At 68.8% G+C, this 23,797-nt stretch carries 20 protein-coding genes, 1 tRNA gene and 4 pseudogenes; 13 read left to right on the top strand and 12 right to left on the bottom strand.

All coding sequences use genetic code 11. The annotated features are described in order from the left end of the window. Positions 1–95 precede the first annotated feature (95 nt). Positions 96–1,481 carry a glycine--tRNA ligase gene (locus BN4332_RS09600; RefSeq protein ID WP_066898226.1) on the top strand — a complete coding sequence of 462 codons (1,386 nt, stop codon included), beginning with the start codon at positions 96–98 and terminating at the stop codon, positions 1,479–1,481. 4 nt (positions 1,482–1,485) lie between these two features. On the opposite strand, the gene BN4332_RS09595 is transcribed toward BN4332_RS09600, so the two are convergent. Next, the gene (locus BN4332_RS09595; RefSeq protein ID WP_066898225.1) at positions 1,486–2,511 is read right to left on the bottom strand and encodes an alcohol dehydrogenase catalytic domain-containing protein; all 1,026 of its coding nucleotides are present in this window, start codon (positions 2,509–2,511) and stop codon (positions 1,486–1,488) included. A 26-nt stretch (positions 2,512–2,537) separates the two neighbouring features. Continuing rightward, positions 2,538–3,200, bottom strand: a complete 663-nt coding sequence (locus BN4332_RS09590; RefSeq protein WP_066898224.1) for an SDR family oxidoreductase — start codon at positions 3,198–3,200, stop codon at positions 2,538–2,540. A gap of 95 nt (positions 3,201–3,295) precedes the next feature. On the opposite strand from BN4332_RS09590, the gene BN4332_RS09585 reads away from it, so the two are divergent. Continuing rightward, the gene (locus BN4332_RS09585; protein ID WP_066898223.1) at positions 3,296–3,745 is read left to right on the top strand and encodes a winged helix-turn-helix transcriptional regulator; all 450 of its coding nucleotides are present in this window, start codon (positions 3,296–3,298) and stop codon (positions 3,743–3,745) included. Here BN4332_RS09585 and BN4332_RS09580 read toward each other — a convergent pair. Beyond that, positions 3,742–5,778, bottom strand: a complete 2,037-nt coding sequence (locus BN4332_RS09580) for a TPM domain-containing protein (RefSeq protein ID WP_066898222.1) — start codon at positions 5,776–5,778, stop codon at positions 3,742–3,744. The genes BN4332_RS09585 and BN4332_RS09580 overlap by 4 nt on opposite strands. Before the next feature lie 59 nt (positions 5,779–5,837). On the opposite strand from BN4332_RS09580, the gene BN4332_RS09575 reads away from it, so the two are divergent. Further along, positions 5,838–7,112 (top strand): deoxyguanosinetriphosphate triphosphohydrolase, encoded by a 1,275-nt coding sequence (locus BN4332_RS09575; RefSeq protein WP_066898221.1) that lies wholly within the window; start codon positions 5,838–5,840, stop codon positions 7,110–7,112. A 7-nt stretch (positions 7,113–7,119) separates the two neighbouring features. On the opposite strand, the gene BN4332_RS09570 is transcribed toward BN4332_RS09575, so the two are convergent. Beyond that, positions 7,120–7,959 carry an alpha/beta fold hydrolase gene (locus tag BN4332_RS09570; RefSeq protein ID WP_074133025.1) on the bottom strand — a complete coding sequence of 280 codons (840 nt, stop codon included), beginning with the start codon at positions 7,957–7,959 and terminating at the stop codon, positions 7,120–7,122. Between the two features lie 68 nt (positions 7,960–8,027). Here BN4332_RS09570 and dnaG point away from each other — a divergent pair. Together dnaG and BN4332_RS09560 are read left to right on the top strand one after the other, a co-directional pair. Then, positions 8,028–9,739: pseudogene (dnaG, locus tag BN4332_RS09565) on the top strand (DNA primase). A 60-nt stretch (positions 9,740–9,799) separates the two neighbouring features. Next, complete coding sequence (locus BN4332_RS09560; protein ID WP_096866869.1) at positions 9,800–10,093, top strand: DUF7155 family protein; 294 nt, start codon at positions 9,800–9,802, stop codon at positions 10,091–10,093. Positions 10,094–10,096: 3 nt separating this feature from the next. Here the strand turns inward: BN4332_RS09560 and BN4332_RS09555 are convergent, their stop codons facing one another. Continuing rightward, positions 10,097–10,360 carry a hypothetical protein gene (locus BN4332_RS09555; protein WP_019343335.1) on the bottom strand — a complete coding sequence of 88 codons (264 nt, stop codon included), beginning with the start codon at positions 10,358–10,360 and terminating at the stop codon, positions 10,097–10,099. A 143-nt stretch (positions 10,361–10,503) separates the two neighbouring features. On the opposite strand from BN4332_RS09555, the gene BN4332_RS09550 reads away from it, so the two are divergent. Then, positions 10,504–10,576, top strand: a tRNA-Asn gene (locus BN4332_RS09550). 21 nt (positions 10,577–10,597) lie between these two features. On the opposite strand, the gene BN4332_RS09545 is transcribed toward BN4332_RS09550, so the two are convergent. Beyond that, positions 10,598–10,912 (bottom strand): hypothetical protein, encoded by a 315-nt coding sequence (locus BN4332_RS09545; RefSeq protein ID WP_066898218.1) that lies wholly within the window; start codon positions 10,910–10,912, stop codon positions 10,598–10,600. A 123-nt stretch (positions 10,913–11,035) separates the two neighbouring features. Between BN4332_RS09545 and BN4332_RS09540 the strand changes: the two genes are divergently transcribed. Continuing rightward, complete coding sequence (locus BN4332_RS09540; RefSeq protein ID WP_066898217.1) at positions 11,036–11,527, top strand: LppP/LprE family lipoprotein; 492 nt, start codon at positions 11,036–11,038, stop codon at positions 11,525–11,527. A 6-nt stretch (positions 11,528–11,533) separates the two neighbouring features. Here BN4332_RS09540 and BN4332_RS09535 read toward each other — a convergent pair whose 3' ends face one another. Beyond that, positions 11,534–13,456 (bottom strand): acyl-CoA dehydrogenase family protein, encoded by a 1,923-nt coding sequence (locus BN4332_RS09535; RefSeq protein WP_066898216.1) that lies wholly within the window; start codon positions 13,454–13,456, stop codon positions 11,534–11,536. 80 nt (positions 13,457–13,536) lie between these two features. On the opposite strand from BN4332_RS09535, the gene BN4332_RS09530 reads away from it, so the two are divergent. Both BN4332_RS09530 and BN4332_RS09525 read left to right on the top strand, forming a co-directional pair. Further along, the gene (locus BN4332_RS09530) at positions 13,537–14,268 is read left to right on the top strand and encodes a VIT1/CCC1 transporter family protein (protein WP_066898215.1); all 732 of its coding nucleotides are present in this window, start codon (positions 13,537–13,539) and stop codon (positions 14,266–14,268) included. Continuing rightward, positions 14,268–15,317: an esterase-like activity of phytase family protein gene (locus BN4332_RS09525; protein ID WP_066898214.1), complete on the top strand. Its 1,050-nt coding sequence runs from the start codon at positions 14,268–14,270 to the stop codon at positions 15,315–15,317. Before BN4332_RS09530 ends, BN4332_RS09525 begins: the two co-directional genes overlap by 1 nt. A gap of 109 nt (positions 15,318–15,426) precedes the next feature. Here the strand turns inward: BN4332_RS09525 and BN4332_RS09520 are convergent, their stop codons facing one another. Together BN4332_RS09520 and BN4332_RS09515 are read right to left on the bottom strand one after the other, a co-directional pair. Next, on the bottom strand, positions 15,427–16,638 hold the full coding sequence (locus BN4332_RS09520; RefSeq protein WP_066898213.1) for an MFS transporter: 1,212 nt from the start codon (positions 16,636–16,638) through the stop codon (positions 15,427–15,429). A 17-nt stretch (positions 16,639–16,655) separates the two neighbouring features. Continuing rightward, positions 16,656–17,132, bottom strand: a complete 477-nt coding sequence (locus BN4332_RS09515) for a MarR family winged helix-turn-helix transcriptional regulator (RefSeq protein WP_066898212.1) — start codon at positions 17,130–17,132, stop codon at positions 16,656–16,658. Between the two features lie 104 nt (positions 17,133–17,236). Here BN4332_RS09515 and BN4332_RS09510 point away from each other — a divergent pair. Next, positions 17,237–18,217 (top strand): annotated as a pseudogene (locus tag BN4332_RS09510) (ATP-binding cassette domain-containing protein); the annotation flags it as partial. A 2-nt stretch (positions 18,218–18,219) separates the two neighbouring features. Further along, a pseudogene (locus BN4332_RS09505) lies at positions 18,220–18,720 on the top strand (CbiQ family ECF transporter T component); the annotation flags it as partial. On the opposite strand, the gene BN4332_RS09500 reads toward BN4332_RS09505, so the two are convergent. Continuing rightward, positions 18,610–19,545 carry a DUF4349 domain-containing protein gene (locus BN4332_RS09500; protein WP_084459225.1) on the bottom strand — a complete coding sequence of 312 codons (936 nt, stop codon included), beginning with the start codon at positions 19,543–19,545 and terminating at the stop codon, positions 18,610–18,612. The pseudogene BN4332_RS09505 and the gene BN4332_RS09500 overlap by 111 nt on opposite strands. Between BN4332_RS09500 and BN4332_RS09495 the strand changes: the two are divergent. Beyond that, positions 19,534–20,619 (top strand): annotated as a pseudogene (locus tag BN4332_RS09495) (ATP-binding cassette domain-containing protein); the annotation flags it as partial. The gene BN4332_RS09500 and the pseudogene BN4332_RS09495 sit on opposite strands and share 12 nt — an antisense overlap. Beyond that, a complete protein-coding gene (locus BN4332_RS09490) occupies positions 20,616–21,458 on the top strand; it encodes an energy-coupling factor transporter transmembrane component T family protein (RefSeq protein WP_066898210.1) in 843 nt (280 codons plus the stop codon). The pseudogene BN4332_RS09495 and the gene BN4332_RS09490, both read left to right, overlap by 4 nt. Here BN4332_RS09490 and BN4332_RS09485 read toward each other — a convergent pair. Both BN4332_RS09485 and BN4332_RS09480 read right to left on the bottom strand, forming a co-directional pair. Continuing rightward, positions 21,348–22,343, bottom strand: a complete 996-nt coding sequence (locus tag BN4332_RS09485; protein ID WP_066898209.1) for a DUF4349 domain-containing protein — start codon at positions 22,341–22,343, stop codon at positions 21,348–21,350. The two genes, BN4332_RS09490 and BN4332_RS09485, sit on opposite strands and share 111 nt — an antisense overlap. 52 nt (positions 22,344–22,395) lie before the next feature. Beyond that, complete coding sequence (locus tag BN4332_RS09480) at positions 22,396–23,727, bottom strand: ABC transporter substrate-binding protein (RefSeq protein ID WP_066898208.1); 1,332 nt, start codon at positions 23,725–23,727, stop codon at positions 22,396–22,398. Between the last annotated feature and the right edge of the window lie 70 nt (positions 23,728–23,797).

Genomic DNA, 23,797 nt, shown 5'->3' with positions numbered 1-23,797 from the left:
AACTGCATCGGCCCGGCGAGTGTGCAGTGCCCGGGGCGGGCGGTGCGTCACGCGGGTTCGGGGTTTTGCCCGGTCACTCGCTACTCTGATGCACCGTGGCATCCATCATCGACACCGTTGCGAACTTGGCGAAACGCCGTGGCCTTGTATTTCAGTCCGGCGAGATCTACGGCGGTACCAAGTCCGCGTGGGATTACGGACCGCTCGGTGTCGAGCTCAAGGAGAACATCAAGCGGCAGTGGTGGAAGTCCATGGTCACCGGCCGCGACGACGTCGTGGGCCTGGACTCCGCGATCATCCTGCCGCGCCAGGTGTGGGTGGCCTCCGGTCACGTCGACGTCTTCAACGACCCGCTGGTGGAGTGCCTGAACTGCCACAAGCGTCATCGCCAGGACCACATGCAGGAGGCCTACGCGACGAAGAAGGGGATCGACGATCCCGATGCCGTCCCCATGGACGAGATCGTCTGCCCCGACTGCGGCACCAAGGGTCAGTGGACCGAGCCGCGTGACTTCAACATGATGCTCAAGACCTACCTCGGCCCGATCGAGTCGGAGGAAGGTCTGCACTACCTGCGCCCGGAGACCGCGCAGGGCATCTTCGTCAACTTCGCCAACGTGGTCACCACCGCGCGCAAGAAGCCACCGTTCGGTATCGGCCAGATCGGCAAGAGCTTCCGCAACGAGATCACGCCGGGCAACTTCATCTTCCGTACCCGCGAGTTCGAGCAGATGGAGATGGAGTTCTTCGTCGAGCCCTCCACCGCGGGCGAGTGGCACAAGTACTGGATCGAGACGCGCCTGCAGTGGTACGTCGACCTCGGCATCAACCGGGACAACCTGCGCCTGTACGACCACCCCAAGGAGAAGTTGTCGCACTACTCGGACGGCACCGTCGACATCGAGTACAAGTTCGGCTTCGCCGGTAACCCATGGGGTGAGCTGGAGGGCATCGCCAACCGCACCAACTTCGACTTGTCCACGCATGCAAAGCATTCCGGCGTCGATCTGTCGTTCTACGATCAGGGCGCCGACACCCGGTACGTGCCGTACGTGATCGAGCCGGCAGCCGGCCTCACCCGCTCACTGATGGCGTTCCTGGTCGATTCCTACACCGAGGACGAGGCGCCCAACGCCAAGGGCGGCGTGGACAAGCGCACCGTGCTCAAGCTCGACCCGCGCCTGGCCCCGGTCAAGGCCGCCGTGCTACCGCTGTCGCGCAATGCCGACCTGTCGCCCAAGGCGCGTGACCTGGCGGCCGAGCTGCGTAAGAACTGGAACGTCGAGTTCGACGATGCCGGTGCGATCGGCCGCCGCTACCGCCGCCAGGACGAGATCGGCACGCCGTATTGCGTGACAGTCGATTTCGACACCCTGGAGGACAACGCGGTCACCATCCGCGAGCGGGACGCCATGACCCAGGAGCGCATCGCGCTGGACAAGGTGTCCGACTACCTCGCGGTGCGGCTCAAGGGCTGCTGACGCCTCACCGCGTGGTGCCGGCGATGTCGAGCACCACGCGGAATCGGGCCTGCCCCGACATCATCCGCTCGTAGGCCTTCGGTGCTTCCTCGAACGCCATCACCTCGACCATCGGCGAAATGTCGTTGGCCAGGCTGAACGCGAGGTTGTCCTCATTGTCGATCGCCGAGCCGGTCAGGCTGCCGACGATGGTGCGGCCACCGAGAATCAGATCGGCGGTGTTGACCGCGATCGGATCCGGCGCGACCCCGACCACGACGAGCTGTCCGCGTGGACGTAGGCCCGCGACCAGGGGGCTCATCGAGGCGCCGCTGGCTGCGGTGGCGACGATCGCGGTGGCTCCGCCGAGCGCGTCGAGCTCGGCGCCGGGATCCGCGGCCGCGCTGTCGATGTAGTGGTCGGCGCCCAATGACATTGCCAGCTCGGACTTTTCGGCACCGCGGGCGATCGCCGCGACCCGGTATCCGAGCTTGTTGGCGTACTGCACCCCCAGGTGTCCGAGCCCGCCGAGGCCCTGGACGGCGACCAAGGCCCCGGGCGGAGCCGCGGTGGCCCGCAGTGCGTTGAACACGGTGACACCGGCACACAGCAGGGGTGCGGCGGTGGTGGGCGTCAGTTCCTCGGGCACCCGGACCAGACCCGACGCGCGCGCATACACGATCTCCGCATACCCGCCGTCATCGCTGGTGCCGGGTTTGGGTTGATCGGTGCAGTTCACGAAATCGCCCCGGCGACAGAACTCGCACTCGTTGCACTGGCCGCCGAGGAAGCCCAGGCCGACCCGGTCGCCATGCTTCCAGGTGTGCACTCCGTCGCCGATCGCGTCGACCACGCCGACGATCTCGTGACCCGGCACCACTGGTTTTTCCGGTGCGGGGCGCTGGCCTTCGACGGCGAGTACGTCGCTGTGGCACACCCCGCAACTGAGCACGCGCACCCGTACCTGGCCGAACGACGGTGCGGCGAGCTCACGTTCGACCAGTTCGAACTGACGCTGTCCGGTCACCTGATAGGCGCGATACGTCGACATGTCCACTCTCCTCAAATGTTTGGCGCTCAGGCGAAGACGTTGGTCCGGACCTGGCGGGTGAGTTCATCGGCCAGCACCTCGGCTGCCCTCGATTCGATGCCGTCGACGATCTGGCGGGCCACGTCGGCCGGGTCGTTCTTGGGAACGTCGAGATCGGCGACCATCGACGTGTCGGTGTAGCCGAGATACACCCCGATCACGTCGGTGTCCTGCTCGCGTAGCTCGGCCCGCAGCGAGTTGGTGGCCGACCACAGCGCCGCTTTCGAAACGCCGTAGGCGCCGAACCCGGGCAGCCAGGACAGCACGGACGCCACGTTGACCAGCGTGCCCCCCGCCAGCTGGGGTGCGAAGGCCCTCGTCACGTGTAACGGGCCGAACAGGTTGGTCTCAAGTACGGAACGGATTTCGTCGAGGTCGCTGTGTAGCAGTGACTTTCCGCCGGTGACGCCGGCGTTGTTCACGACGATGGTGGCGTCGCCGGCCAGTGCGGCCAGCCGGGCGACGGAATCACCGTCAGTAACTTCGGCTTCGACGGCAACCACCCTGGGGTCGGTGCTGGGCTCGGGGCGCCGGCTGGTGGCATAGACCTTGGCGGCGCCGCGGGCGAGGAGTTCGTCCACGATCGCCTTGCCCAGCCCTTTCTGGCCGCCGGTTACCACCGCCGTTGCACCCTGAATCTGTCGGGACATTCGATTCTCCTTCGAACTCGATTGACTGCGTGAACGTCACCTACGTCAAGGTCCATCAGCTGAGTAGGTATTCCCAATCCAGCTAGAATTGTCGCATGCGCACTGATCCGTGGTCCGACGACGCCTGCCCGATCGCCCGCACCATGTCGGTCCTCGGCCAGCGGTGGGCGATCCTGATCATTCGCGAAGCACTGCTCGGCCGGTCACGGTTCTCGGAGTTCCGGCAACGGCTCGGCGTCGCGCCGGACGTCCTGAGCGCCCGGCTATCCGAACTGGTCGACGCCGGAATTCTGCAGGTCGTCGATTACCAGAAGCCCGGGGATCGGACCCGCAGCCGCTACGTGCTCACCGACGCCGGGCACGAGCTCGTCTCGGTGCTCGCGGCGATCGGGCAATGGGGCCACGTGCATCGACCTCGTCCGCACAGCAGTCGGTACCGGTTCGTCGAGACGGCCACCGGGGAACCCGTCGGAATCGGATTCCAGCGCAAGGACGGTACGGCGGTGCCCCGTGGGCAGGTCAGCCTGACCGAGTCGGCCGGTTAGAAGCGCCCGCCACCACCGCTGTAGCTGCGGCCCGACGAATGCGAAGCACCGCCGTAGGACGTCGGCCGGCCCATCCCGCGGCCACCGCCCCAGCTACCGCCGTATCCACCTCCGAAACCGCCACCGAAGCCACCGCCGCCGCGCAGGATGTTGCCGATGAGGATGCCGCCGAGCACCGCGCCCATGTCGGAGCCGCCGCCTCCGCCGTACTGCGAGGTGTAGGAGCGCTGCGCGGCCCGCACGTCGTCGTTGGCCAGGCCCTGGGCCTGTGCAGCCAGCGTCGACGCGCCGTTGGCGTGCGCGACGGCCTCGGTCGGGTTCGCGGCCCGCTTGGCCTCGGCGGCCTGCAGTTGACGCTGTGCCTCGGCCAACCGGGTGCGGGCCTCGGGACCGATGCTGCCGCGCCGGGTCTCGATGAAGTCCGACACCGCCTTGATCCGCGATTGCGCGGTGAACAGCGCCTGCTCGAGGGCCCGGGCCAGCCGCGCGGCGGCCTCCTGCTGCTCGTGCACGCTGGCCAGCAGCTGATCCAGGTCGGCATCGGCCTTGGTCAGCCGGGTGAATGTACCCAGCGGATCGGCCTTGCCGTTCGTGGTCGCCTCGTCGGCGGCCTGCTTGGCGGCATCACGGGCCACGGTCAGCCGGTCGGCCTGCGGCGTACCGGATTGCGCCAGCAGCGAATTCGCCTGATCGATGCCGGCCTGAATGTCGGTGATCGCCGCGGGCAGGCCGGCCAGGGCCCGGTTGATGTCGGAGGCCGCGCTATCGACGGCGTCGAGCAGGGTACGGGTCTGATCGAGCGCGGATTCGGCCGAGCGCACCGCGTCCACCAGTGCGGTCTGGTCGGTCGCCGGCCGGGACACCAGACCGCGGGCGGAGGTGATGTTGCGGTCCGCGAACGCCAGCCGCTCCTTGGCGGTGTCCACATTGGTGGCCACCGAAGTCAGTGCGGTGGCGTCGAACTGGGTGTGCAGGTTGTCGAGGGTCTGGCGGGCGGGGTCGATGCGGGCGGTCAGGTCGACCATCTGCTGGGTCATGGTGTCGAGGCGGGCCGGGGCGTTGATCACCAGGTCCCGCAACTGCTCGAAGGCCTGGCTCTGGGCTTCCAGCTCACGGTCGGCCCGGGCCGCCGACACCACCACCTGGGTCAGCAGCTGCCGCTGCTGCAGGGGTGTCTCGGGGGCGTCGTCGTCCAGCGTCTGGCGCACGGTGAACGCTTGGGCCAGTGCCGTTTTCGCGTTGGCCAGGGCCGCGGTGAACGGTTGGGTGCGGTTGGCGCCGAATTCTTCCACGGCCAGTTCGAGCTCGGCTTCGCTGGTACGGACGGCGTTGTCGACGTCGACCACGATCGAGCGGGACAACTCGTCGAGTGCTTCCAGCGGAACAGTGGCCAGCGCATCGGCATCGGTGGGGTCCACCCGCTTGGCAGCCTCGAACTCGGCCTGGCGGCGCTTGGCCCGCCGCCGCCGGGCCCACCACCACACCAGGCCGAGCAGCACCAGCACCACGCCGAGGCCGATCAGCATGGCCGACCACGACACGCCCGGCGTGGCAACCGGATTGGTGACCGGTTCGGTCTTCAGGCCGTTGGCGGCCGCGATCGCGGCGCCGGCCCAGTCGTCGCGGTGCAGTGCCGGTTCGATGCTGTCGCGCCGGATCTCGTTGGCGCGCGCGTTCCCGCCCGGGACGGTGTCCGGCACCTGAAACGAATAGGCCCGGTCCTGCGTGGCCACGGCCAGCAGCGCATCGTCATCGCCCAGATCGCTGAGCCGGATGGTGTTGCTGGCCCAGCCCAACTGGTTCTGCCCGGAGAAGTCCTCGACGAACACCACCCACAGCTGAATGCGTTTGGTGTCGTAGAGCTGGTCCAGGGCGCGTTGCACGTTCGCCCGCTGGGGCGGCGACAGCACCCCCGCGTTGTCGGTGAGCTGGCCCGCCAACCGCAACGGCGGTTCGGCGGCGGCACCGGGGGCGGCCAGCAGACCGGTGATCAGGATCGCGAGCAGCATCGAGAGCACACGGGCGATACGCATGACCGTCAATCTAATGCGCTGCCGGGTCGGCGCGTCGGTTCCTGGCAGACTGTGCGTCGGTGAACGCGGATACGCAGTCCTGGTACGACGACTTCGACCGGCAACGTCTGGTGGCCGAGTCGCCGAAGGGTGCTGCGCTGCCCGGAACCGACACCGAGCACCGCACCGACTTCGCCCGTGACCGGGCGCGCGTGCTGCACAGCGCGGCACTGCGGCGGTTGGCCGACAAGACGCAGGTGGTCGGGCCCCGGCACGGCGACACCCCGCGTACCCGGCTCACCCACTCGTTGGAGGTGGCCCAGATCGGGCGGGGGATGGCAATCGGGCTGGGGTGCGATCCGGACCTGGTCGACCTGGCCGGCCTGGCGCACGACATCGGGCATCCGCCCTACGGGCACAACGGTGAACGGGCGCTCGACGAGATCGCCAAACCGTTCGGCGGGTTCGAGGGCAATGCCCAGAATTTCCGGATCTTGACCCGGCTGGAGCCCAAAGTCCTTGACGACCATGGGCGTTCGGCCGGGCTCAACCTGACCCGGGCCGCGCTGGATGCGGTGGGGAAGTATCCGTGGCCCAGCTTCGGCACCCGCCGCAAGTACGGCTTCTACGACGACGACGCCGAGGCCGCGCAGTGGGTGCGGGCCGGTGCCCCGGCCGAGCGGCCCTGCCTGGAGGCGCAGGTGATGGATTGGGCCGACGACGTCGCCTACTCCGTGCACGACGTCGAGGACGGTGTCATCTCCGGGCGCATCGATCTGCGGGTGCTGGGCGATCCCGATGAGGCGGGGTCGCTGGCGGTCCTGGGTGCCAAGTCATTTCCCAGCGTCAGCCACGACGACCTGCTGGCCGCCGCCGAGCGGCTCTCGCAGGTGCCGGTGGTGGCCGCGGTGGGCAAGTACGACGGCACGCTGGCGGCCTCGGTCGCGCTGAAGACCATGACCAGCGAACTGGTCGGGCGCTTCGCCAACGCGGCGATCACGCAGACCCGGGCGGTGGCAGGGGCCCGGCCGCTGCGACGGTTCGACGCCGACCTCGAGGTGCCGCCGCTGGTGCGCGCCGAGGTGGTGCTGCTCAAGATGCTGGCGCTGCAGTTCATCATGTCCGATCACCGGCACCTGCAGGTCCAGGCGGATCAGCGCACGTTGATCCACGAGGTCGCGCTGGCATTGTGGGCGCAGGCGCCGGGCAGCCTCGACCCGCAGTTCGCGCCGGAGTTCGACCGTGCCGCCGACGATGGTGCCCGGTTGCGGGTGGTGGTCGACCAGATCGCCTCGTACACCGAGAGCCGGCTGGAACGCGTGCACGAGGCACGCTCACCCCGTCCGTTGGGGTAACTCGGCGTCAACGTCCCGGTATCCCGAGCCGGCTCACGATCATCTCCGGCCGTGCCCACAGCAACGCACCACCGACACCGTCGACGACGGTGCGGGTGGCTCCGTCGATGCGGCTCGCCAGGGTGACGCCCAGATCCGGCGAATGCACGGTGTCGTCGGTGCCGAACAGCACGTGCGTCTCGACCCCGGGGGCCAGCAGCTGCACCGGCCAGGGCGAGGTGGCCAGCACGGTGTCACGCGCATAACCGGCGGCCCCCTGGGCGAAACCGTCGGCCAGCGCGGTGCGCAACATGGTGCGAAAGCCGGGATCGTCGTAGACCACGCGGTCGGACGGCGGATAGTCCGCCATGATCATGTCGAAGAGGGCGCTGCCGGTGTAGCCGGACAGGTCCTGCATCGCGCCCTCTGGGTCGGCCGCGATCGCGTTGACGAATTCGCGGTGCGCGGGCGCCAACAACGCGGTCACCGGCGCCGAGCCCAGATCGTCGATAGGGGAGGCCAGCACGAGGCGCGAAGCCCGTCCGGTCGCGGCCAGCGCCAAGCCGAACGGCGCCCCCTGCGAGTTGGCGATCACGGGAACGGGGCGGCCGGCGACGTGGTCGATCACCGCGGCGAAGTCGGCCCCCACGCTGTCGAGGGTTTTGGCGGGATCGGGATCGGAGGACCCGAGCCCCGGGCGGTCCACCGAGATCAGGCGCAGGCCGTAGTCGCCGAGCCGCTCGTGGGCGAACGACATCCGGCGGCCGCAGCCGGCGCCGGCGATGAACAACACCGGCGTACCGTCGGCCGGGCCGTACGCGGCATACGCCACTTTTCGCCCCCGGTGTTCGACGACACCGTCGGTCATGTGCACCATTCACCAGCCCTCGGGCAAACCCGGTCAACGCGACTTCCGCGCGCGCATAGACTATGCCGGTGGCCGGCCGGATTCCTGATCGCGATATCGCGGCCATTCGTGACAAGGTCCGGATCGAGGATGTCGTCGGTGACTACGTCCAGCTGAGACGGGCCGGGGCCGACTCGATGAAGGGGCTCTGCCCGTTCCACGACGAGAAGTCACCGTCGTTCCACGTGCGGCCCAATCACGGCCACTTCCACTGCTTCGGCTGTGGCGAGGGTGGTGACGTCTACGCGTTCATCCAGAAGATCGAGCACGTCAGCTTCGTCGAGGCGGTCGAGTTGCTGGCCGACCGGGTCGGCTACACCGTCACCTATACCGGCGCGTCCACCACCAACGTTCAGCGCGACCGGGGCAGCCGCAGCCGGTTGCTGGCCGCCAACGCCGCGGCCCAGGAGTTCTATGCCGAGGCGCTGCGCTCGGACGAGGCGGCCGAGGCGCGCAAGTACCTGACCGAGCGCAACTTCGATGCCGCGGCGGCTGCCCAGTTCGGCTGCGGGTTCGCCCCATCGGGGTGGGACACACTGACAAAGCACCTGCTGCGCAAGGGTTTTGAGTTCAAGGAGCTGGAGGCCGCCGGGCTGAGCCGGGAAGGCAAGCGTGGTCCGATGGACCGGTTCCACCGCCGGCTGCTGTGGCCGATCCGGGTGTCCTCGGGCGAGACCATCGGGTTCGGCGCGCGCCGCCTGTTCGACGACGACCAGAACCAGGCCAAGTACGTCAACACCCCTGAGACCGTGCTGTACAAGAAGTCGCAGGTGCTGTTCGGGCTGGACCGCGCCAAACGTGACATCGCCAAGGGGCATCAGGCCGTCGTCGTCGAGGGTTACACCGACGTGATGGCCATGCACCTGGCCGGGGTGACCACCGCGGTGGCCTCGTGCGGCACCGCGTTCGGTGAGCAGCACCTGTCGATGCTGCGCCGGCTGATGATGGACGACAACTTCTTCCGCGGCGAGTTGATCTACGTCTTCGACGGTGACGCCGCGGGCCAGGCCGCCGCGGTGAAGGCGTTCGAGGGCGAGCAGAACCTGTCCGGTCAGTCGTTCGTGGCGGTGGCGCCCGACGGCATGGACCCGTGCGATCTACGGCTACGATCGGGCGACGGTGCGGTGCGAGACCTCGTGGCACGCCGAACTCCGTTGTTCGAGTTCGTGATTCGCAGTGCGCTGGCCGAGCATGACCTGGACAGCGCCGAGGGCCGGGTGGCGGCGCTGCGGCGCTGCGTGCCGATGGCGGCCCGCATCAAGGACCCGACGCTGCGCGACGAATACGCCCGTCAGCTGGCCGGCTGGGTCGGCTGGGACAACGTCGCGCAGGTGATCGGCCGGGTCCGGGNAGCTTCACCCATCCCGGCTATACCGCGGTGCGCTCGGCGATCGAGGCGGCCGGCGGCACGGCATCGGGGAAATCGGGCGCGCAGTGGATCGAGGCGGTCCGCGAGCAGACGTCATCCCCGGCGGCGGCCGGCCTGGTCAACGAGCTGGGCGTGGAGGCCATCAACGTCGAAGACGACGAGCAGTTGCCGCGTTACATCAGCAGCGTGCTGGCCCGCCTGCAGGAGGTGTGGGTGGGCAGGCAGATCGCCGAGGTGAAGTCCAAGCTGCAACGCATGTCACCGGTGGAACAGGGAGACGAATATCACGCCCTGTTCGGTGACCTGGTCGCCATGGAGTCCTACCGGCGCAGCCTGCTCGAACAGGCCAGCGGGGACGACCTCACTGCGTGATCGCGCGCATCGCGATAGGGTGACCGCAGTCGGGCACCTGAATGTGAGAGGTAACACCTGGTGACACTGTTCAGTACACGGACGCGGCGCATCGTCGCAGTCGGCGCTTTCGCACTCGCCACCGGCGCTGCGGTGGCCGCCCCGGGATTCGTCGCGACGTCGGCGCCGGGCTCTGAGATCACGGCCGCCCCGGCCTGCCTGGCGTGGTTCGGGAACAAAGAGGACGGCAAGTGCCTGTCCTACTCCAACGGCATGCCCGCCAACGTGGGAACGCCGTGGGTCGGCGTCGGACAGAACGGCGTCGTTACCGGTCCGCTGCTGCCCGGCACCTCGATCAACCAGGGGATCGGCTAGGCCCTACCAGCGAGTTTTCGCCGAACCGTCGGTGCTCTCCTTCGTGGAGAACACCGACGTTTCTGCGTCTATGGGGGTCAGCGTGAGGAACTGCGGGTCCGGTGACACCCGCTTGGCGATCTTGCGCCGCCCGGCGTCCAGAACCGCCTTGGTGGCCGGGTTGGCGGTCACCGCGCGGTAGGTGCTGGCGATCTGCTCGTAGCGGCGTCGCCCGGCCTTCGCGCCCAGCACGTAGCCGACGGCGATCACGGCGGCATAGCGGATCACAGTGTCCCTCCCAGACAGGCAGTCATGTGTGCTCCATCCTGCCTCACCGCCGCCCCGGCGCGCCCGTCCGGGAGCGAGTTGGCGGCGGCGGCGGTCCGTACGCTAGAGTCAACGCTCGGCCGCGGAGCTTCCGCGGAAGGTAGTCCCCTGTAGCTCAATTGGCAGAGCTCCCGACTGTTAATCGGGCGGTTGATGGTTCGAGTCCATCCGGGGGAGCAAGTTCTCGAAATCCCGGTCTCAAGACTGGGGCCGGGCCTGGGCCTGACGGGCCGCCTGGGTGAGCGCCTCCACGAGTGGATTGGACGCCGACGCGAGAGCTTTCCGCTCCTCTTCGGACAGTTGGTAGAAGGTCCACACCCCCCAGGCCGCCGGCCGCACGTAGACCGTCACCTGTTGCCGGTTGTTCTGCAGCACGGCCGGGACGGGTACAGCGCGGTCGAGGGTGGCCGCACTGGCCATCTCCTCGGCGATCTGTTGGACGTTGACTGATTCCTGCAGTTGGTACAGCACGGCCTTGTTGGCGGGGCCTTCCATGGCGAGGAACCAAGCCATCAGTGTCTCCTTGGGTAGTGGTGCGAAAAGGTGATCCGTCCTTGGATCGCCCAACAGTGTCACCTATCGACGCGCCGTCGTCAGCCCCATCGGCAACACGGCCTCATTCGCTACCCTCGGGGTGTGTACTCACGGCTGATCGCCATCGTCGCCTTCGTCGGTCTCCTCGCGGTTGGTTGCGGCTGGGGTCCGTCCTCCGCACCACCGCCGAAGCCCGACACCTGCGCACCGTCGGACGGCCCCAGCGCCGACACGGTGGCCGATGAGATCGCGAAACTGCCCGCCCCGGAGACGGGCCGGCAGTGGACTCAGATCGGCACCGGGCACACCCTGAACTGCCGGCTGTACTGGGTGCAGGTGGGCCAGACCGACCCAGAGCCGAACAGCCCCGGGCAGCTGCTGTTCTTCGACCGGCAGACCCCGCTCGGCCCGGCCACGCCGGAGCCGCGGCCCTACATCAATGTGGTCACCAACGCCGATGACTCGGTGGTGGTGAACTACCAGTGGCAGCAGGGTCAGGATTCGGCGAAGTCGCCGACCGGCATCGCCACCGTGCGGTTCCGGATCGGAGACGACGGCAAACTGCAGGCCGTCGACCCGATCCCGAAGCCGTAGTGCGCGTTAGCCGTTGACCAGCTCGGCGGGGTCGAGCATCGCCGCGTAGCGCAGCTGCTCGGGGATGCCGAACCCGTCGACGAGGGTCTCGACGTGCGGCCGCAGCGAGCGGCAGCGTTCGTTGATGCCGCGCGTCACGGCCTTGGCGCGTTCGGTCGACAGGAACCTGTGCTCGATGAACCAGGCCTTGTCGTTCTCGATCACCGACAGCGCGTACAGGTCGCACACATCGTTGAGCAGTTCGCGGGCGGTCTCGTCCTCGCACGAATCGATGCCCGCGACGAACGCCTCGAGCACGACCCGGTCGATGTGGGCCTGGGCCGCGTGCAGCACATGGTCCTGCACGGCGTTGAACGCGTCGAAGGCCGACATCTCCTTGGCCTTGCCCTGTAACCGCCGCGCCACCGAGGCCAGCATGTACTCCTCGCGATCCTCGAACATCTTGACCTGGGTGCCCCGGTTGAACAGGCTGCCTTCCTCCTCGTTGTCCTGGCGGGTGTCGAGGATGGTCTGGATGATCGTCTCGGCGGCGGTGCGCTTGAGCACCCGCTCCCCGGCGAAGTTCGCCGCGAACCGCACCCATTCGACCGGGCTCATGCCCTTGATGTCGTCGGCGTAGGCGGTGAGCAGTTCCTTGGCGACCAGCTGGGTCAGCACGTGGTTGTCGCCCTCGAAGGTGGTGAACACGTCGGTGTCAGCCCGCAGGGCGATCAGCCGGTTCTCGGCGAGATAGCCTGCGCCACCGCAGGCTTCGCGCGCCTCCTGGATGGCGCGGCTGGCGTGCCAGGTGTTGGTGGCCTTCAGGCCGGCCGCGCGGGCCTCCAGTTCCCGCTGCTCCTCGGCGTCGGGATTGTCCGAGGTCTGCAGCTCATGGCATTTGGCCACCAGTTCGTTCTGCGCGAACTGCAGCGCGTAGGACTCCGCGATCAGCGGCAACAGCCGGCGCTGGTGCACCAGGTAGTCCATGATCAGCACCTCGTCGGTGCTCTTGGGAGCCTCGAACTGCCTGCGCTCCAAGGCATAGCGGGTGGCGATGTCGAGGGCGACCCGGGCCGCGGCCGCCGCGCTGCCGCCGACGGTGACGCGACCGCGGATCAGGGTGCCGAGCATGGTGAAGAAACGTCGGCCCGGATTCTCGATCGGTGAGCTGTAGGTGCCGTCGGGCGCGACGTCGGCGTAGCGGTTGAGCAGGTTCTCCCGCGGTACCCGCACCTGGTCGAACACGATGCGCCCGTTGTCGACGCCGGGCAGCCCGCCCTTGTAGTGGCAGTCCGACGTCGTCACGCCGGGAAGGTCGTTGCCCATGTCGTCGCGGATCGGCACCACCAGGCAGTGCACCCCGTGGCTCTCGCCGTCCGGGGTGATCAGCTGCGCGAAAACCGCGGCGACCCTGGCGGTTTCGGCCGCGCCGCCGATGTAGTCCTTGCGGGCGGTCGGGGTCGGGGAGTGGATGATGAATTCCTGGGTGGCCGGATCGTAGGTCGCGGTGGTCTCGAGTGACTGCACGTCGCTGCCGTGGCCGGTCTCGGTCATCGCGAAACAGCCGAGCAGGTCCAGGTCGATGAGGCGGCGCACGTAGGCCTTGTGGTGGCGCTCGGTACCGAGGTTCTCGATGGCCCCGCCGAACAGGCCCCACTGCACGCCGGCCTTGACCATGAGCGACAGGTCGCTCATGGCGAGCATCTCGATGCGCGTCACCGCGGCGCCGACATCGCCGTTGCCGCCGTGCTCCTTGCGGAAGCCGTCCTCAGCAGCCCCGGCGGCGGCCATGATCTTCAGTTGCTCGGCCACCTTGGCCCGGGCGATGACGGTGTTGGGCGTGTAGTGCGGTCGGAAGATCTCGTTGGACAGTTCGGCCCGCATGGCGTTCTTGACGTCGCGCCAACGACCGTCCAGCGTGTTTCGCAGATGCTCGGCAGTGGTGGTCATACCCGACCGTAACGCGTGAAGCGGTCAGGGCAGGTAAACCTCACTGGAACTGTTGACATGTGAGGGCGTTGAATCGAGCCATGACTGATCGGCCGTCGTCGGTGTCACCCGCCGGCATGCCCCACGAGATCGACCACTCCCACGCCGACGTGTCCGGCGGGTGGCTGCGCGCAGCCACCTTCGGCGCGATGGACGGGCTGGTCAGCAACACCGCGCTGATTGCCGGTGTGGCCGCCAGTGCCAGCGCCCAGACCGTCGTGCTCTCAGGCGTGGCCGGGCTGCTGGCCGGCGCGTTCTCGATGGCACTGGGTGAGTTCACGTCGGTGACCACGTCCAACGAGCAGATCGACGCCGAGGTGCACGTCGAGCGCCGCTCGTTCCGCAAGGCGCCCGACGCCGAACAGGCCGAACTGGTCGCGATGCTCGTCGACATGGGCATGTCCGAGCCCACCGCGGAGAAGGCCAGCGAGGAGATCCACCGCGACGAGAACCGCGCGATCAACTTCCACCTGGTGCAGGAACTGGGGGTCGATCCCCAGGACAAGCCGTCGGCCCGGGTCGCCGCGGTGTCGTCGTTCATGATGTTCGCGGTCGGCGCGATCATCCCGCTGATCCCGTATCTGCTCGGCTTCGAATCGCTGTGGGCCGGTCTGGCCTGTGGCGGGGTGGGCCTGTTGATCGCCGGCGGCGTCGCGGCGCGGTTCACCCGCAAACCGGTGTGGACCGCGGCGGTGCGTCAGCTGGCGTTCGGCGCCATCGCGATCGCCGCGACCTACGTGGTGGGCACCCTGATCGGTACTGTCACCACCTGATGCTGCGTCCCATATTGCTGGCCGGTGCCCTGGTGCTCTCGGCGTGTGCGCCGGTGGAGGCGGCACCCGGCCTGGACTACCTCGGGCAGCGCCAGGTCGCCTTCGGCGCGCAGTTCGGCGGCACCGAGATCGGCGGGCTGTCCGGGATCAGCTACGACGCGGCCTCCGACCTGTACTACGTCATCAGTGACGATCGTTCGGCCAAGAACCCGGCCCGCTTCTACACGGCGCGGATCCCCTTGGCCGACAACGGTATCGATGGCGTCGAGTTCGTCGGCACCGAGCCCTGGCTGGATCGCAACGGACAACCTTTCCCGCCGTTGGACGCCGACGCCGTGCCACCGGTGGTGCCGCCGGACCCGGAGGCCATCGCCTTCGATGCCGGCAGGCAGCGGTTGTACTGGACCAGCGAGGGCGAGCGGCGCGACGACGGTACCCGGCTGGATCCGTGGCTGCGCACGGCCGCTCTGGACGGCAGCTTTCTCGGCGAGTTCGCGTTGCCCGATGCGGTGCGGATGTCGGATGAGGACCGCGGTGCGCGCCGCAACAGCACGCTCGAAGGCCTGACGCTGACACCGGACGGGCGGTACCTGTGGGCGGGCATGGAAGGACCCGGATACGACGACGGCCCGCTGCCCGAGGAGCGGCACGGTGCCCGGACCCGGATCCTGCGCTTCGACGCGGATTCCGGGGCGCTCGACGGCGAGTACACCTACCCACTGGACCCGGTCACTTCCGGTCCGGGTGGCGGCAACGGGTTGTCGGATCTGCTGGCGCTCGATGACGGCAGCTTCCTGGTGATCGAACGCGGCTTCGGGACCCACGTGTCGGTGCGGATCTATCGGGCCGCGATCGTCGAGGGCTCCACCGAGCTGACCAAGACGCTGCTGGCCGATCTCGGCACGGTCGCCGGTCTCGACCCGCTCGACAACATCGAGGGGATCACCTTGGGGCCCAAGCTGCCCGACGGCAGGCAGTCGGTGATCGCCGTCAGCGACAACAACTTCTCGCCCACCCAGGTGACGCAGTTCCTGTTGTTCGCGTTGTAGGTGCGGCAAGGCTCGCGTCGAGATAGCGCTCAGGGTCGTGAACTTCGCCGAATCACGACCCTGAGGTCATTCTCGCGGAGAAGCGCCCGGATAGCTGCCGAATGGTCTATCAGCTGTCGGAGCCCACCGTGACGGCGGTGGCCTCGTCGGTCAGCTCGTCCAGTTCGTCTTCCTCGACGTCGATCCCGAGCAGGTGCGGACGAGTCAGGGCGAGTACCCCGGCGCCCGCCAGCACCGCCAAAGCGCCCACCCAGTAGGGCAGGTGCACGTTGACCTGCTCGCCGAGCACCCCGGCCAGCCACGGCGCGACGGCGGCTCCGCCGAAGCGCAGGAAGCTGTAAGCGGCTGAGGCCACGCCACGTTCCACCGGGGCGGCCTTCATCACCGTCTCGGTGATCAGCGTGTTGTTGATGCCGATGAACAGCCCGGCGACCACGACACCGGTCGCCAGCACGGCCTTGGAATCCGTCCACACCGCCATCACCACCAGCACCGAGGTGAAGGCCAGCAGATTGAGGATCAAGACCCGCACGGTGCCGAATCGGTGTTGCAGCCGCGGGGCCACCACCACCGAGGTGAAGGCCAGCGCCACACCCCAGCCGAAGAAGATCAGGCCGATCTGGTGCGCGGTCATGTCCAGCGGGAACGGGGTGAAGGCCAGCAGGGTGAAGAAGCCGAAGTTGTAGAGCAGCGCGGTGATCGCCACCCCGAGCAGCCCGCGGTGACGCAGCGCCCGGAACGGGTCGGCCAGTGTGGTCGCCCGCTCGGCGCGTGGTGTGGCGGGCAGCAGGAACGCGGTGATCACCAGGGCGAACGCCATCAGCGCCGAGACGCCGAAGAACGGGCCGCGCCAGGAGATCGAGCCGAGTACCCCGCCGACCAGCGGGCCGACGGCGATGCCCAGCCCCAGCGCCGCTTCGTAGAGGATGATGGCTTGCGCCACAGAGCCTTTCGCGGAGTTGACGATGGTGGCCAAAGCGGTGGCGATGAACAGGGCGTTGCCCAGGCCCCACAGCGCGCGCCAGCCCACGATTTGCATCACGGTGTCGCTCATGCCGGCCAGGCCGGCGCCGGCGATGATGATCACCAGGCCGAGCAGCAGCGTGCGCTTGGGGCCGATGCGGCTGGACACCACGCCGGTGATCAGCATGGCCACGCCCATCACGGCCATGTAGCTGGTGAACAGCAGCGACACCTGCGACGGCGACGCGTTGAGGTTGTCGGCGATGGGCTTGAGGATGGGGTCGACCAGTCCGATGCCCATGAAGGCGACGACGGAGGCGAAGGCGACGGCCCAGACGGCCTTGGGTTGGCGCCACATCAGGGCGGAACTCCTAACTAGTTGTCGGTCGGCAGAGCAGGTTCGTCGCGGTCCTCGAGGATCCGGCGGATGACGTCGACGGCGGCGGTCAAGGTCTGTCGGTCGTCGGCGGTGAGCCGCTCGAGCCGTGGGTTGATCGCGGCGGCACGGTCGGCCCTGGCCTGCTCCAGGACCCTGCGGCCTCGATCGGTGATGGCGATCAGCACCGCGCGGGCGTCGCCCGGATCGGTGGTGCGGGACACCAGGCCGGCGTCCTCGAGGCGGCGAACCTGGGTGGTCATGGTCGGCTGCGAGCAGTGATCGAGGTAGGCGAGGTCGGAGATGCGGGCCTCGCCCTGGTCCTCGATGGTGGACAGCAACCGGGCCTGGGCCCAGGGCAGGGGCAGCCGGGTGCGTTGGGTGGCCAACCGGTTCAGCCTGGCGACGACGGACAGCAGGTCGGCGCCGAGCTCGGTTTGGTCGGTTACCGTGACATCCTCAGTCGGGGTCGGCATACCCCATCTTTACATAGATTTGCTATACATTCTAGGTGTGCGACGTGCTGTCGCTCACACCACGGCCATCCAACGGTGACGATCGCGGCTGGCAGAATCGAGCAATGACCGCGAAACCCCCGGCGACGACGCCTCGGCGCGGCCTCACCCCCGGCGAGCTTGCACAGGCAGCGGTGATGGCGGCACTCTGCGCGGCCACCGCGATCATCGCGGTCGTCGTGCCGTTCGCGGCCGGGCTTTCGGTGCTGGGGACGGTCCCGATGGGGCTGCTGGCCTACCGGTATCGGCTGCGGGTGCTGCTCGCCGCCACCGTCGCCGCCGCAGCGATCGCCTTCCTGATCGCAGGCATGGGCGGCGCGATGACGGTTGTCGACTGCGCCTACATCGGCGGGCTCACCGGTGTGGTCAAGCGTCGGGGCCGGGGCACCGCCACGGCATTCGGCGCGTCCGTGGTGGCCGGCGCGGGGTTCGGCGCGGCGATCGTCGTGGCACTGTCCGTGCTGACGCGGTTGCGCGCCCTGATCTTCGACTCGCTGTCGGCGGGCTTCGAGGGAATTGCCAAGGTGCTGGAGCACATTCCGGTGCTCGACGTGGCGGCCGATCCGCTCCGGACGACGTTCGCCACCCTGCTGGACTACTGGCCGCTGCTCATGGTGTTCCTCGGCATCGTCAGCATCACCTCGGTCAGCATGATCGGTTGGTGGGCGCTGTCCCGCGTCCTGGCCCGGCTGCTCGGCGTACCGGACGTCCACAAACTCGACGCCGCCGACGAGGACGACACCTCGTCGCCGATCGCCCCGGTGCCGGCACGGCTGACCGACGTGCGGTTCCGGTATCCGGGCGTCGAGCGCGACGCGCTGGGCCCGGTGTCCATGGAACTGCAGCCCGGCGAGCACGTCGCGGTGACCGGGCCCAACGGCTCGGGCAAGACCACCCTCATGCTGATGCTGTCCGGGCGCCGGCCCACATCGGGCAGCATCGAGCGCGCCGGGTCCGTCGGCCTGGGCCGCCTCGGCGGAACCGCGGTGGTGATGCAGCATCCCGAGAGTCAGGTGCTGGGTTCGCGAGTGGCCGACGATGTGGTGTNTTCCTGCGGGTCACCGCGCTGGCCATCGTGCTGCTGGGTCTGGGTGCGCTGGTGTCCTGGACCACGAATGTCGCCGACGTCGCCCCTGCAGTCGCCACGTTGGGCCGTCCGCTGCGATGGTTGCGGATCCCGGTCCACGACTGGGCGGTCACCATCGCACTGGCGCTGCGGGCGTTCCCGATGCTGATCGACGAGTTCCGCACGCTGTATGCCGCGCATCGGTTGCGTCCCATGGAGCCGGCCGAGACGTTCGGGGCGCGGCGTAGGCAACGGGTGGCCAACCTGGTCGATCTGCTGGCCGCAGCGGTCACCGTGGCGCTGCGCCGGGGCGACGAGATGGGCGACGCCATCACCGCGCGTGGTGGTGCCGGCCAGATCTCGGCGGCGCCGTCACGTCCCCGGGCGCGGGACTGGATCGCTTTCGCCATCCTCGTCGTGGTCTGCGGGAGCGCTCTGGCCCTGGAGCTGACCGTCCTGCCCACCAGCCTGCCGCGGCGGTGACGCCGGACCGGTCCGAGACTTGGCCACCCGGGCGATGATCACGATGATTGCCGCCACCACGGCGAATGCCAGCAGCCACGGCAGCAGCAGGCCGAACAGCATCACCGCCCCGGACGCCACCGAGACCATGCCGTGCCAACCGCGCTCGACCTGGCCCCAGAACCCCTGATACTGCGAGGTGGGACCACCGATCTGCTGGGCGGTGATGTCGAGATTGACCGTGCTGTAGTCGATCTGGTCACCGAGTTGGCTGCGCTGCGCGCGCAGGCTGTCGAGCTCGGCCTGGCGCTGCGACAACGCGTTCTCGGCGCTGATGAGCGCCTCGGGATCCTTGGCGTCCCGCATGATGCCCAGCAGCCGGTCCACCGAGGTCTGCAGCGCCTTGATGCGCGCATCGAGGTCGACGCGCTGGGCGGTTACGTCCTCGGCGCGAACCTCCACGGTCTGCACGGTGCCGAGCTTCTTGAACTCGTCGAGGGTGCCTTCCAGTTCGGTGGCGGGCACCCGCAGCACCAGTGAGATGTGGGCGCGGCCCGAACTGGACCCGGCGTCCTCCGAGCGGCTGTCCACCCGGCCGCCCGCATCCGCGGCCATCGATGCGGCCTTGTCCGCTGCCGCAACGGGATCGCCCGTGGTGAGCGACATCGACGCGGTCTTGACGATGTCACGTTTGACCTCGGCCGGTACCGGCGCCTCCTTGGGGCCCGGGCCGCCCGCCGGGACCGGGGCCGACGGGGCGAATCCGGCATCGCTACGTGCTGCCTCCGGGGCGGACGAGTTGGGGGAGGGCCCGGCCGCACAGGCCGGTGCNGAGTGGCCGACGATGTGGTGTGGGGACTGCCGCCCGGTACAGAAGTGGACGTCGAGCGGCTGCTGACCGAGGTCGGGCTCGACGGGCTGGCCGAACGCGACACCGGGGGACTGTCGGGCGGGGAACTGCAGCGCCTGGCGGTCGCCGGTGCCCTCGCCCGCGAACCTTCGTTGCTGATCGCCGACGAGGTCACCAGCATGGTCGACCAGCAGGGGCGCGACACGTTGATGAACGTACTGTCCGGGCTGACCGACCACCACCGGATGTCACTGGTACACATCACGCACTACAACGACGAGGCCGACTCCGCCGATCGCACGGTGACGCTCAGCGGCAACGGCGGCACCGCCGACAACACGGACATGGTGCAGACCTCGGCGGTGCCCGTCTCGGCCGCACCCGCCGCGCACCGGGGCGCACCGGTGCTGGAGCTGACCGGCGTCGGGCACGAGTACGCCAGCGGAACCCCATGGGCGAAAACGGCTTTGCGCGACATCACCTTCACGGTCAACGAAGGCGACGGTGTCCTGGTGCACGGTCTGAACGGGTCGGGCAAATCAACCCTGGCCTGGATCATGGCCGGCCTGACGGTCCCGACCTACGGTGCCTGCCTGCTCGACGGGACGCCGGTGGCGCAGCAGGTGGGCTCGGTGGCGATCTCCTTCCAGGCCGCCCGGCTGCAGTTGATGCGCAGCACCGTCGGTAAGGAAATCGCCTCGGCAGCAGGCTTTTCCGCCCACGAGCAGGACCGCGTCTCGAGCGCGCTCGAGATGGTGGGATTGGATGCCGCACTGGCACAGCGCCGCATCGACCAGCTCTCCGGCGGGCAGATGCGCCGGGTGGTGCTGGCCGGGCTGCTGGCCCGCTCACCGCGCGCGCTGATCCTCGACGAACCGCTGGCCGGACTCGACGCCGCCAGCCAACGGGGCCTGCTGCGGTTGCTGGAAGATCTGCGCCACAACAACGGCCTGACCGTCGTCGTCATCTCGCACGACTTCACCGGCCTGGAAGGCCTGTGCCCGCGCACACTGCACCTGCACCACGGCGAACTCGCGCTGGCCCCGACCGCCGCCGGGGGTACCCGATGACCGCTCCGACCCGAGGGCAACGCAAACCGGTGGTGCTGCTGCGCCCGGTTCCCGGCGACACCGTCATCCACCGGTTGTGGGCCGGCACCAAGCTGCTCGGCGTCGCGGGTATCGGGGTGCTGCTGACGCTCTACCCCGGGTGGGTGCCGATCGCCGCCGTGGCGGTGCTGGTGCTGGTGGTGGCGCGGCTGGCGCACATCCCGCGCGGCGCGCTGCCGTCGATCCCGTTCTTCCTGTGGATCCTGGTGGCCATCGGCGGGGCGCTCGCCTCGCTGGCCGGCGGTGCCCCGTTCGTCGACATCGGTTCGGTGCAACTGGGTTTGGGCGGGCTGCTCAATTTCCTGCGGGTCACCGCGCTGGCCATCGTGCTGCTGGGTCTGGGTGCGCTGGTGTCCTGGACCACGAATGTCGCCGACGTCGCCCCTGCAGTCGCCACGTTGGGCCGTCCGCTGCGATGGTTGCGGATCCCGGTCCACGACTGGGCGGTCACCATCGCACTGGCGCTGCGGGCGTTCCCGATGCTGATCGACGAGTTCCGCACGCTGTATGCCGCGCATCGGTTGCGTCCCATGGAGCCGGCCGAGACGTTCGGGGCGCGGCGTAGGCAACGGGTGGCCAACCTGGTCGATCTGCTGGCCGCAGCGGTCACCGTGGCGCTGCGCCGGGGCGACGAGATGGGCGACGCCATCACCGCGCGTGGTGGTGCCGGCCAGATCTCGGCGGCGCCGTCACGTCCCCGGGCGCGGGACTGGATCGCTTTCGCCATCCTCGTCGTGGTCTGCGGGAGCGCTCTGGCCCTGGAGCTGACCGTCCTGCCCACCAGCCTGCCGCGGCGGTGACGCCGGACCGGTCCGAGACTTGGCCACCCGGGCGATGATCACGATGATTGCCGCCACCACGGCGAATGCCAGCAGCCACGGCAGCAGCAGGCCGAACAGCATCACCGCCCCGGACGCCACCGAGACCATGCCGTGCCAACCGCGCTCGACCTGGCCCCAGAACCCCTGATACTGCGAGGTGGGACCACCGATCTGCTGGGCGGTGATGTCGAGATTGACCGTGCTGTAGTCGATCTGGTCACCGAGTTGGCTGCGCTGCGCGCGCAGGCTGTCGAGCTCGGCCTGGCGCTGCGACAACGCGTTCTCGGCGCTGATGAGCGCCTCGGGATCCTTGGCGTCCCGCATGATGCCCAGCAGCCGGTCCACCGAGGTCTGCAGCGCCTTGATGCGCGCATCGAGGTCGACGCGCTGGGCGGTTACGTCCTCGGCGCGAACCTCCACGGTCTGCACGGTGCCGAGCTTCTTGAACTCGTCGAGGGTGCCTTCCAGTTCGGTGGCGGGCACCCGCAGCACCAGTGAGATGTGGGCGCGGCCCGAACTGGACCCGGCGTCCTCCGAGCGGCTGTCCACCCGGCCGCCCGCATCCGCGGCCATCGATGCGGCCTTGTCCGCTGCCGCAACGGGATCGCCCGTGGTGAGCGACATCGACGCGGTCTTGACGATGTCACGTTTGACCTCGGCCGGTACCGGCGCCTCCTTGGGGCCCGGGCCGCCCGCCGGGACCGGGGCCGACGGGGCGAATCCGGCATCGCTACGTGCTGCCTCCGGGGCGGACGAGTTGGGGGAGGGCCCGGCCGCACAGGCCGGTGCGCCGACCAACAAGGTCGCGGCGAACAGGGCCGCCACCAGGCGGTGGCGACGGATTGCACTCCTGGGCTCGGGCATGCGCCCAATGTAAGCGATGTGCCGGATGCCGGAGGCTGAACTTTGCCCGCGGTCAGCGCGCCGCCGCGGAATTGGCCGCCCACTGCGCGTCGGCCAGCGAGGTCGCGATGTCGCGACGGCCCAGGAACATCTCATCGAAATATGGTTTGAGGGCCTGGAATCCGGCCGGGAAACCCGCCGCCCCGGGTGCGGGGATACGCGGCCCGCGCAGCACCCGGAAGAACGGGCTGACATCAACCCCGCGCCGCGCCCAATAGTCGTGGTAGGTGGGTTGGGCGCCCAGCACGGCCGGGATGGCCGCGCCGCTGGCCCCGAGGTAGGCGTTGCCGCGTTTACTGCCCATCCAGGCCAGCACCTCGCGCACCGCGTCGGGATGGCGGGTGGCCGAGTTGGCCGCGGCGGCAATGCCGTTCGTGACGCTGACCCGGCCCTTCGGTCCGGCCGGCAGCATCGCCACGCCCCACCGGAACCGGGCCTGGTTCGCGATCGCGGCCAGGTTGTAGGTACCGGACTGGAACAACGCCATGCGGCCCTGCAGGAACATGTTGCGGGAGAAGTCCCCGTTGTTGTTGGTCGCCGAGGCCGGCGGGGCGACGTGGTCGTCGTTGATCATTCCGACCAGATACGTGAAGGCCTCCACGGACTGCGGGTTGTCGAAGGCGAAGCGGTCGCCGATGGTGAAGATGCCCCCGGCCGAGCCGATGTAGTTGAGGTAGATGCCCTGCAGATCGTTGGCCGCGTTGTAGCCCCACTGCCGGATCCGGCCGGCGTCGAATCCTTCGGTGGCCGCGGTGCGGCCGTGCTCGTCGACGGTGAGCCGGGCCGCCAGCGACCGCAGCGTGTCGTCGGGCCCGTTCGACCAACGCAGCGTGGTCATCTCGGCGAGATCGACGGCGGCGGCGTCGAGCAGGTCGGCGTTGAAGTACACGGCGATCCCGGCATCGGTCAGCTGTGGAACCGCCCACAGCGCATCGTTGCGGGTGAACTGGTTGACCACCGAGGGTTCCCAGGCCCGGGCGGCGTCGGCGCCGAGGGTCTGCCCGATGTTCAGCAGTCGCCCGTTGTCGGCGTAGCCGGCGAGATAGGCGTTGGACAGCCAGAAGATGTCATCGGCACTGCCGCCGGCGACATCGGTGCGCAGACTGTCGAAGTAGGCCGAGTAGGCGACGGTGTTGACCCGCACCTCGATGTCGGGATGCTCCTTGCCGAACTCCGCGAAGGACGCCCGGTAGGCGGCGGCGACCTGGGGGTCCCACAGCCGCACGGTGACGATGGTGCGGCCCTGCGGATCGGTGGAGCGGCCCAGCAGCACCGCGGCCGCCAGCAACACGGCCATGGTCAGCGCCAGGCCCGTGGCCAGCAGGGTCGAGCGGCGGAGTCTCATGCCGGCCCCCGGCCGCGAGATCGACAATATGGTTGCTGCCGGGCGGATTTCACGACCATGGCGTTGATCT

The sequence above is a fragment of the Mycolicibacterium houstonense genome (genome assembly GCF_900078665.2).
Taxonomy (GTDB): domain Bacteria; phylum Actinomycetota; class Actinomycetes; order Mycobacteriales; family Mycobacteriaceae; genus Mycobacterium; species Mycobacterium houstonense.
The sequence above is the reverse complement of the archived record's forward strand: the minus strand, read 5'-3'. Positions and strand labels throughout refer to the sequence as shown.

Bases quoted from the DNA above. Each gene is read 5' to 3' on its own strand.
- BN4332_RS09515 (WP_066898212.1), bottom strand. From the start codon at position 17,132: ATGCCGACCCCGACTGAGGATGTCACGGTAACCGACCAAACCGAGCTC.
- BN4332_RS09490 (WP_066898210.1), top strand. From the start codon at position 20,616: ATGACCGCTCCGACCCGAGGGCAACGCAAACCGGTGGTGCTGCTGCGC.
- BN4332_RS09580 (WP_066898222.1), bottom strand. From the start codon at position 5,778: ATGCGTATCGCCCGTGTGCTCTCGATGCTGCTCGCGATCCTGATCACC.
- BN4332_RS09520 (WP_066898213.1), bottom strand. From the start codon at position 16,638: ATGTGGCGCCAACCCAAGGCCGTCTGGGCCGTCGCCTTCGCCTCCGTC.
- BN4332_RS09545 (WP_066898218.1), bottom strand. From the start codon at position 10,912: ATGGCTTGGTTCCTCGCCATGGAAGGCCCCGCCAACAAGGCCGTGCTG.
- BN4332_RS09530 (WP_066898215.1), top strand. From the start codon at position 13,537: ATGACTGATCGGCCGTCGTCGGTGTCACCCGCCGGCATGCCCCACGAG.
- BN4332_RS09590 (WP_066898224.1), bottom strand. From the start codon at position 3,200: ATGTCCCGACAGATTCAGGGTGCAACGGCGGTGGTAACCGGCGGCCAG.
- BN4332_RS09595 (WP_066898225.1), bottom strand. From the start codon at position 2,511: ATGTCGACGTATCGCGCCTATCAGGTGACCGGACAGCGTCAGTTCGAA.
- BN4332_RS09535 (WP_066898216.1), bottom strand. From the start codon at position 13,456: ATGACCACCACTGCCGAGCATCTGCGAAACACGCTGGACGGTCGTTGG.
- BN4332_RS09485 (WP_066898209.1), bottom strand. From the start codon at position 22,343: ATGCCCGAGCCCAGGAGTGCAATCCGTCGCCACCGCCTGGTGGCGGCC.
- BN4332_RS09525 (WP_066898214.1), top strand. From the start codon at position 14,268: ATGCTGCGTCCCATATTGCTGGCCGGTGCCCTGGTGCTCTCGGCGTGT.
- BN4332_RS09585 (WP_066898223.1), top strand. From the start codon at position 3,296: ATGCGCACTGATCCGTGGTCCGACGACGCCTGCCCGATCGCCCGCACC.
- BN4332_RS09570 (WP_074133025.1), bottom strand. From the start codon at position 7,959: ATGACCGACGGTGTCGTCGAACACCGGGGGCGAAAAGTGGCGTATGCC.
- BN4332_RS09480 (WP_066898208.1), bottom strand. From the start codon at position 23,727: ATGAGACTCCGCCGCTCGACCCTGCTGGCCACGGGCCTGGCGCTGACC.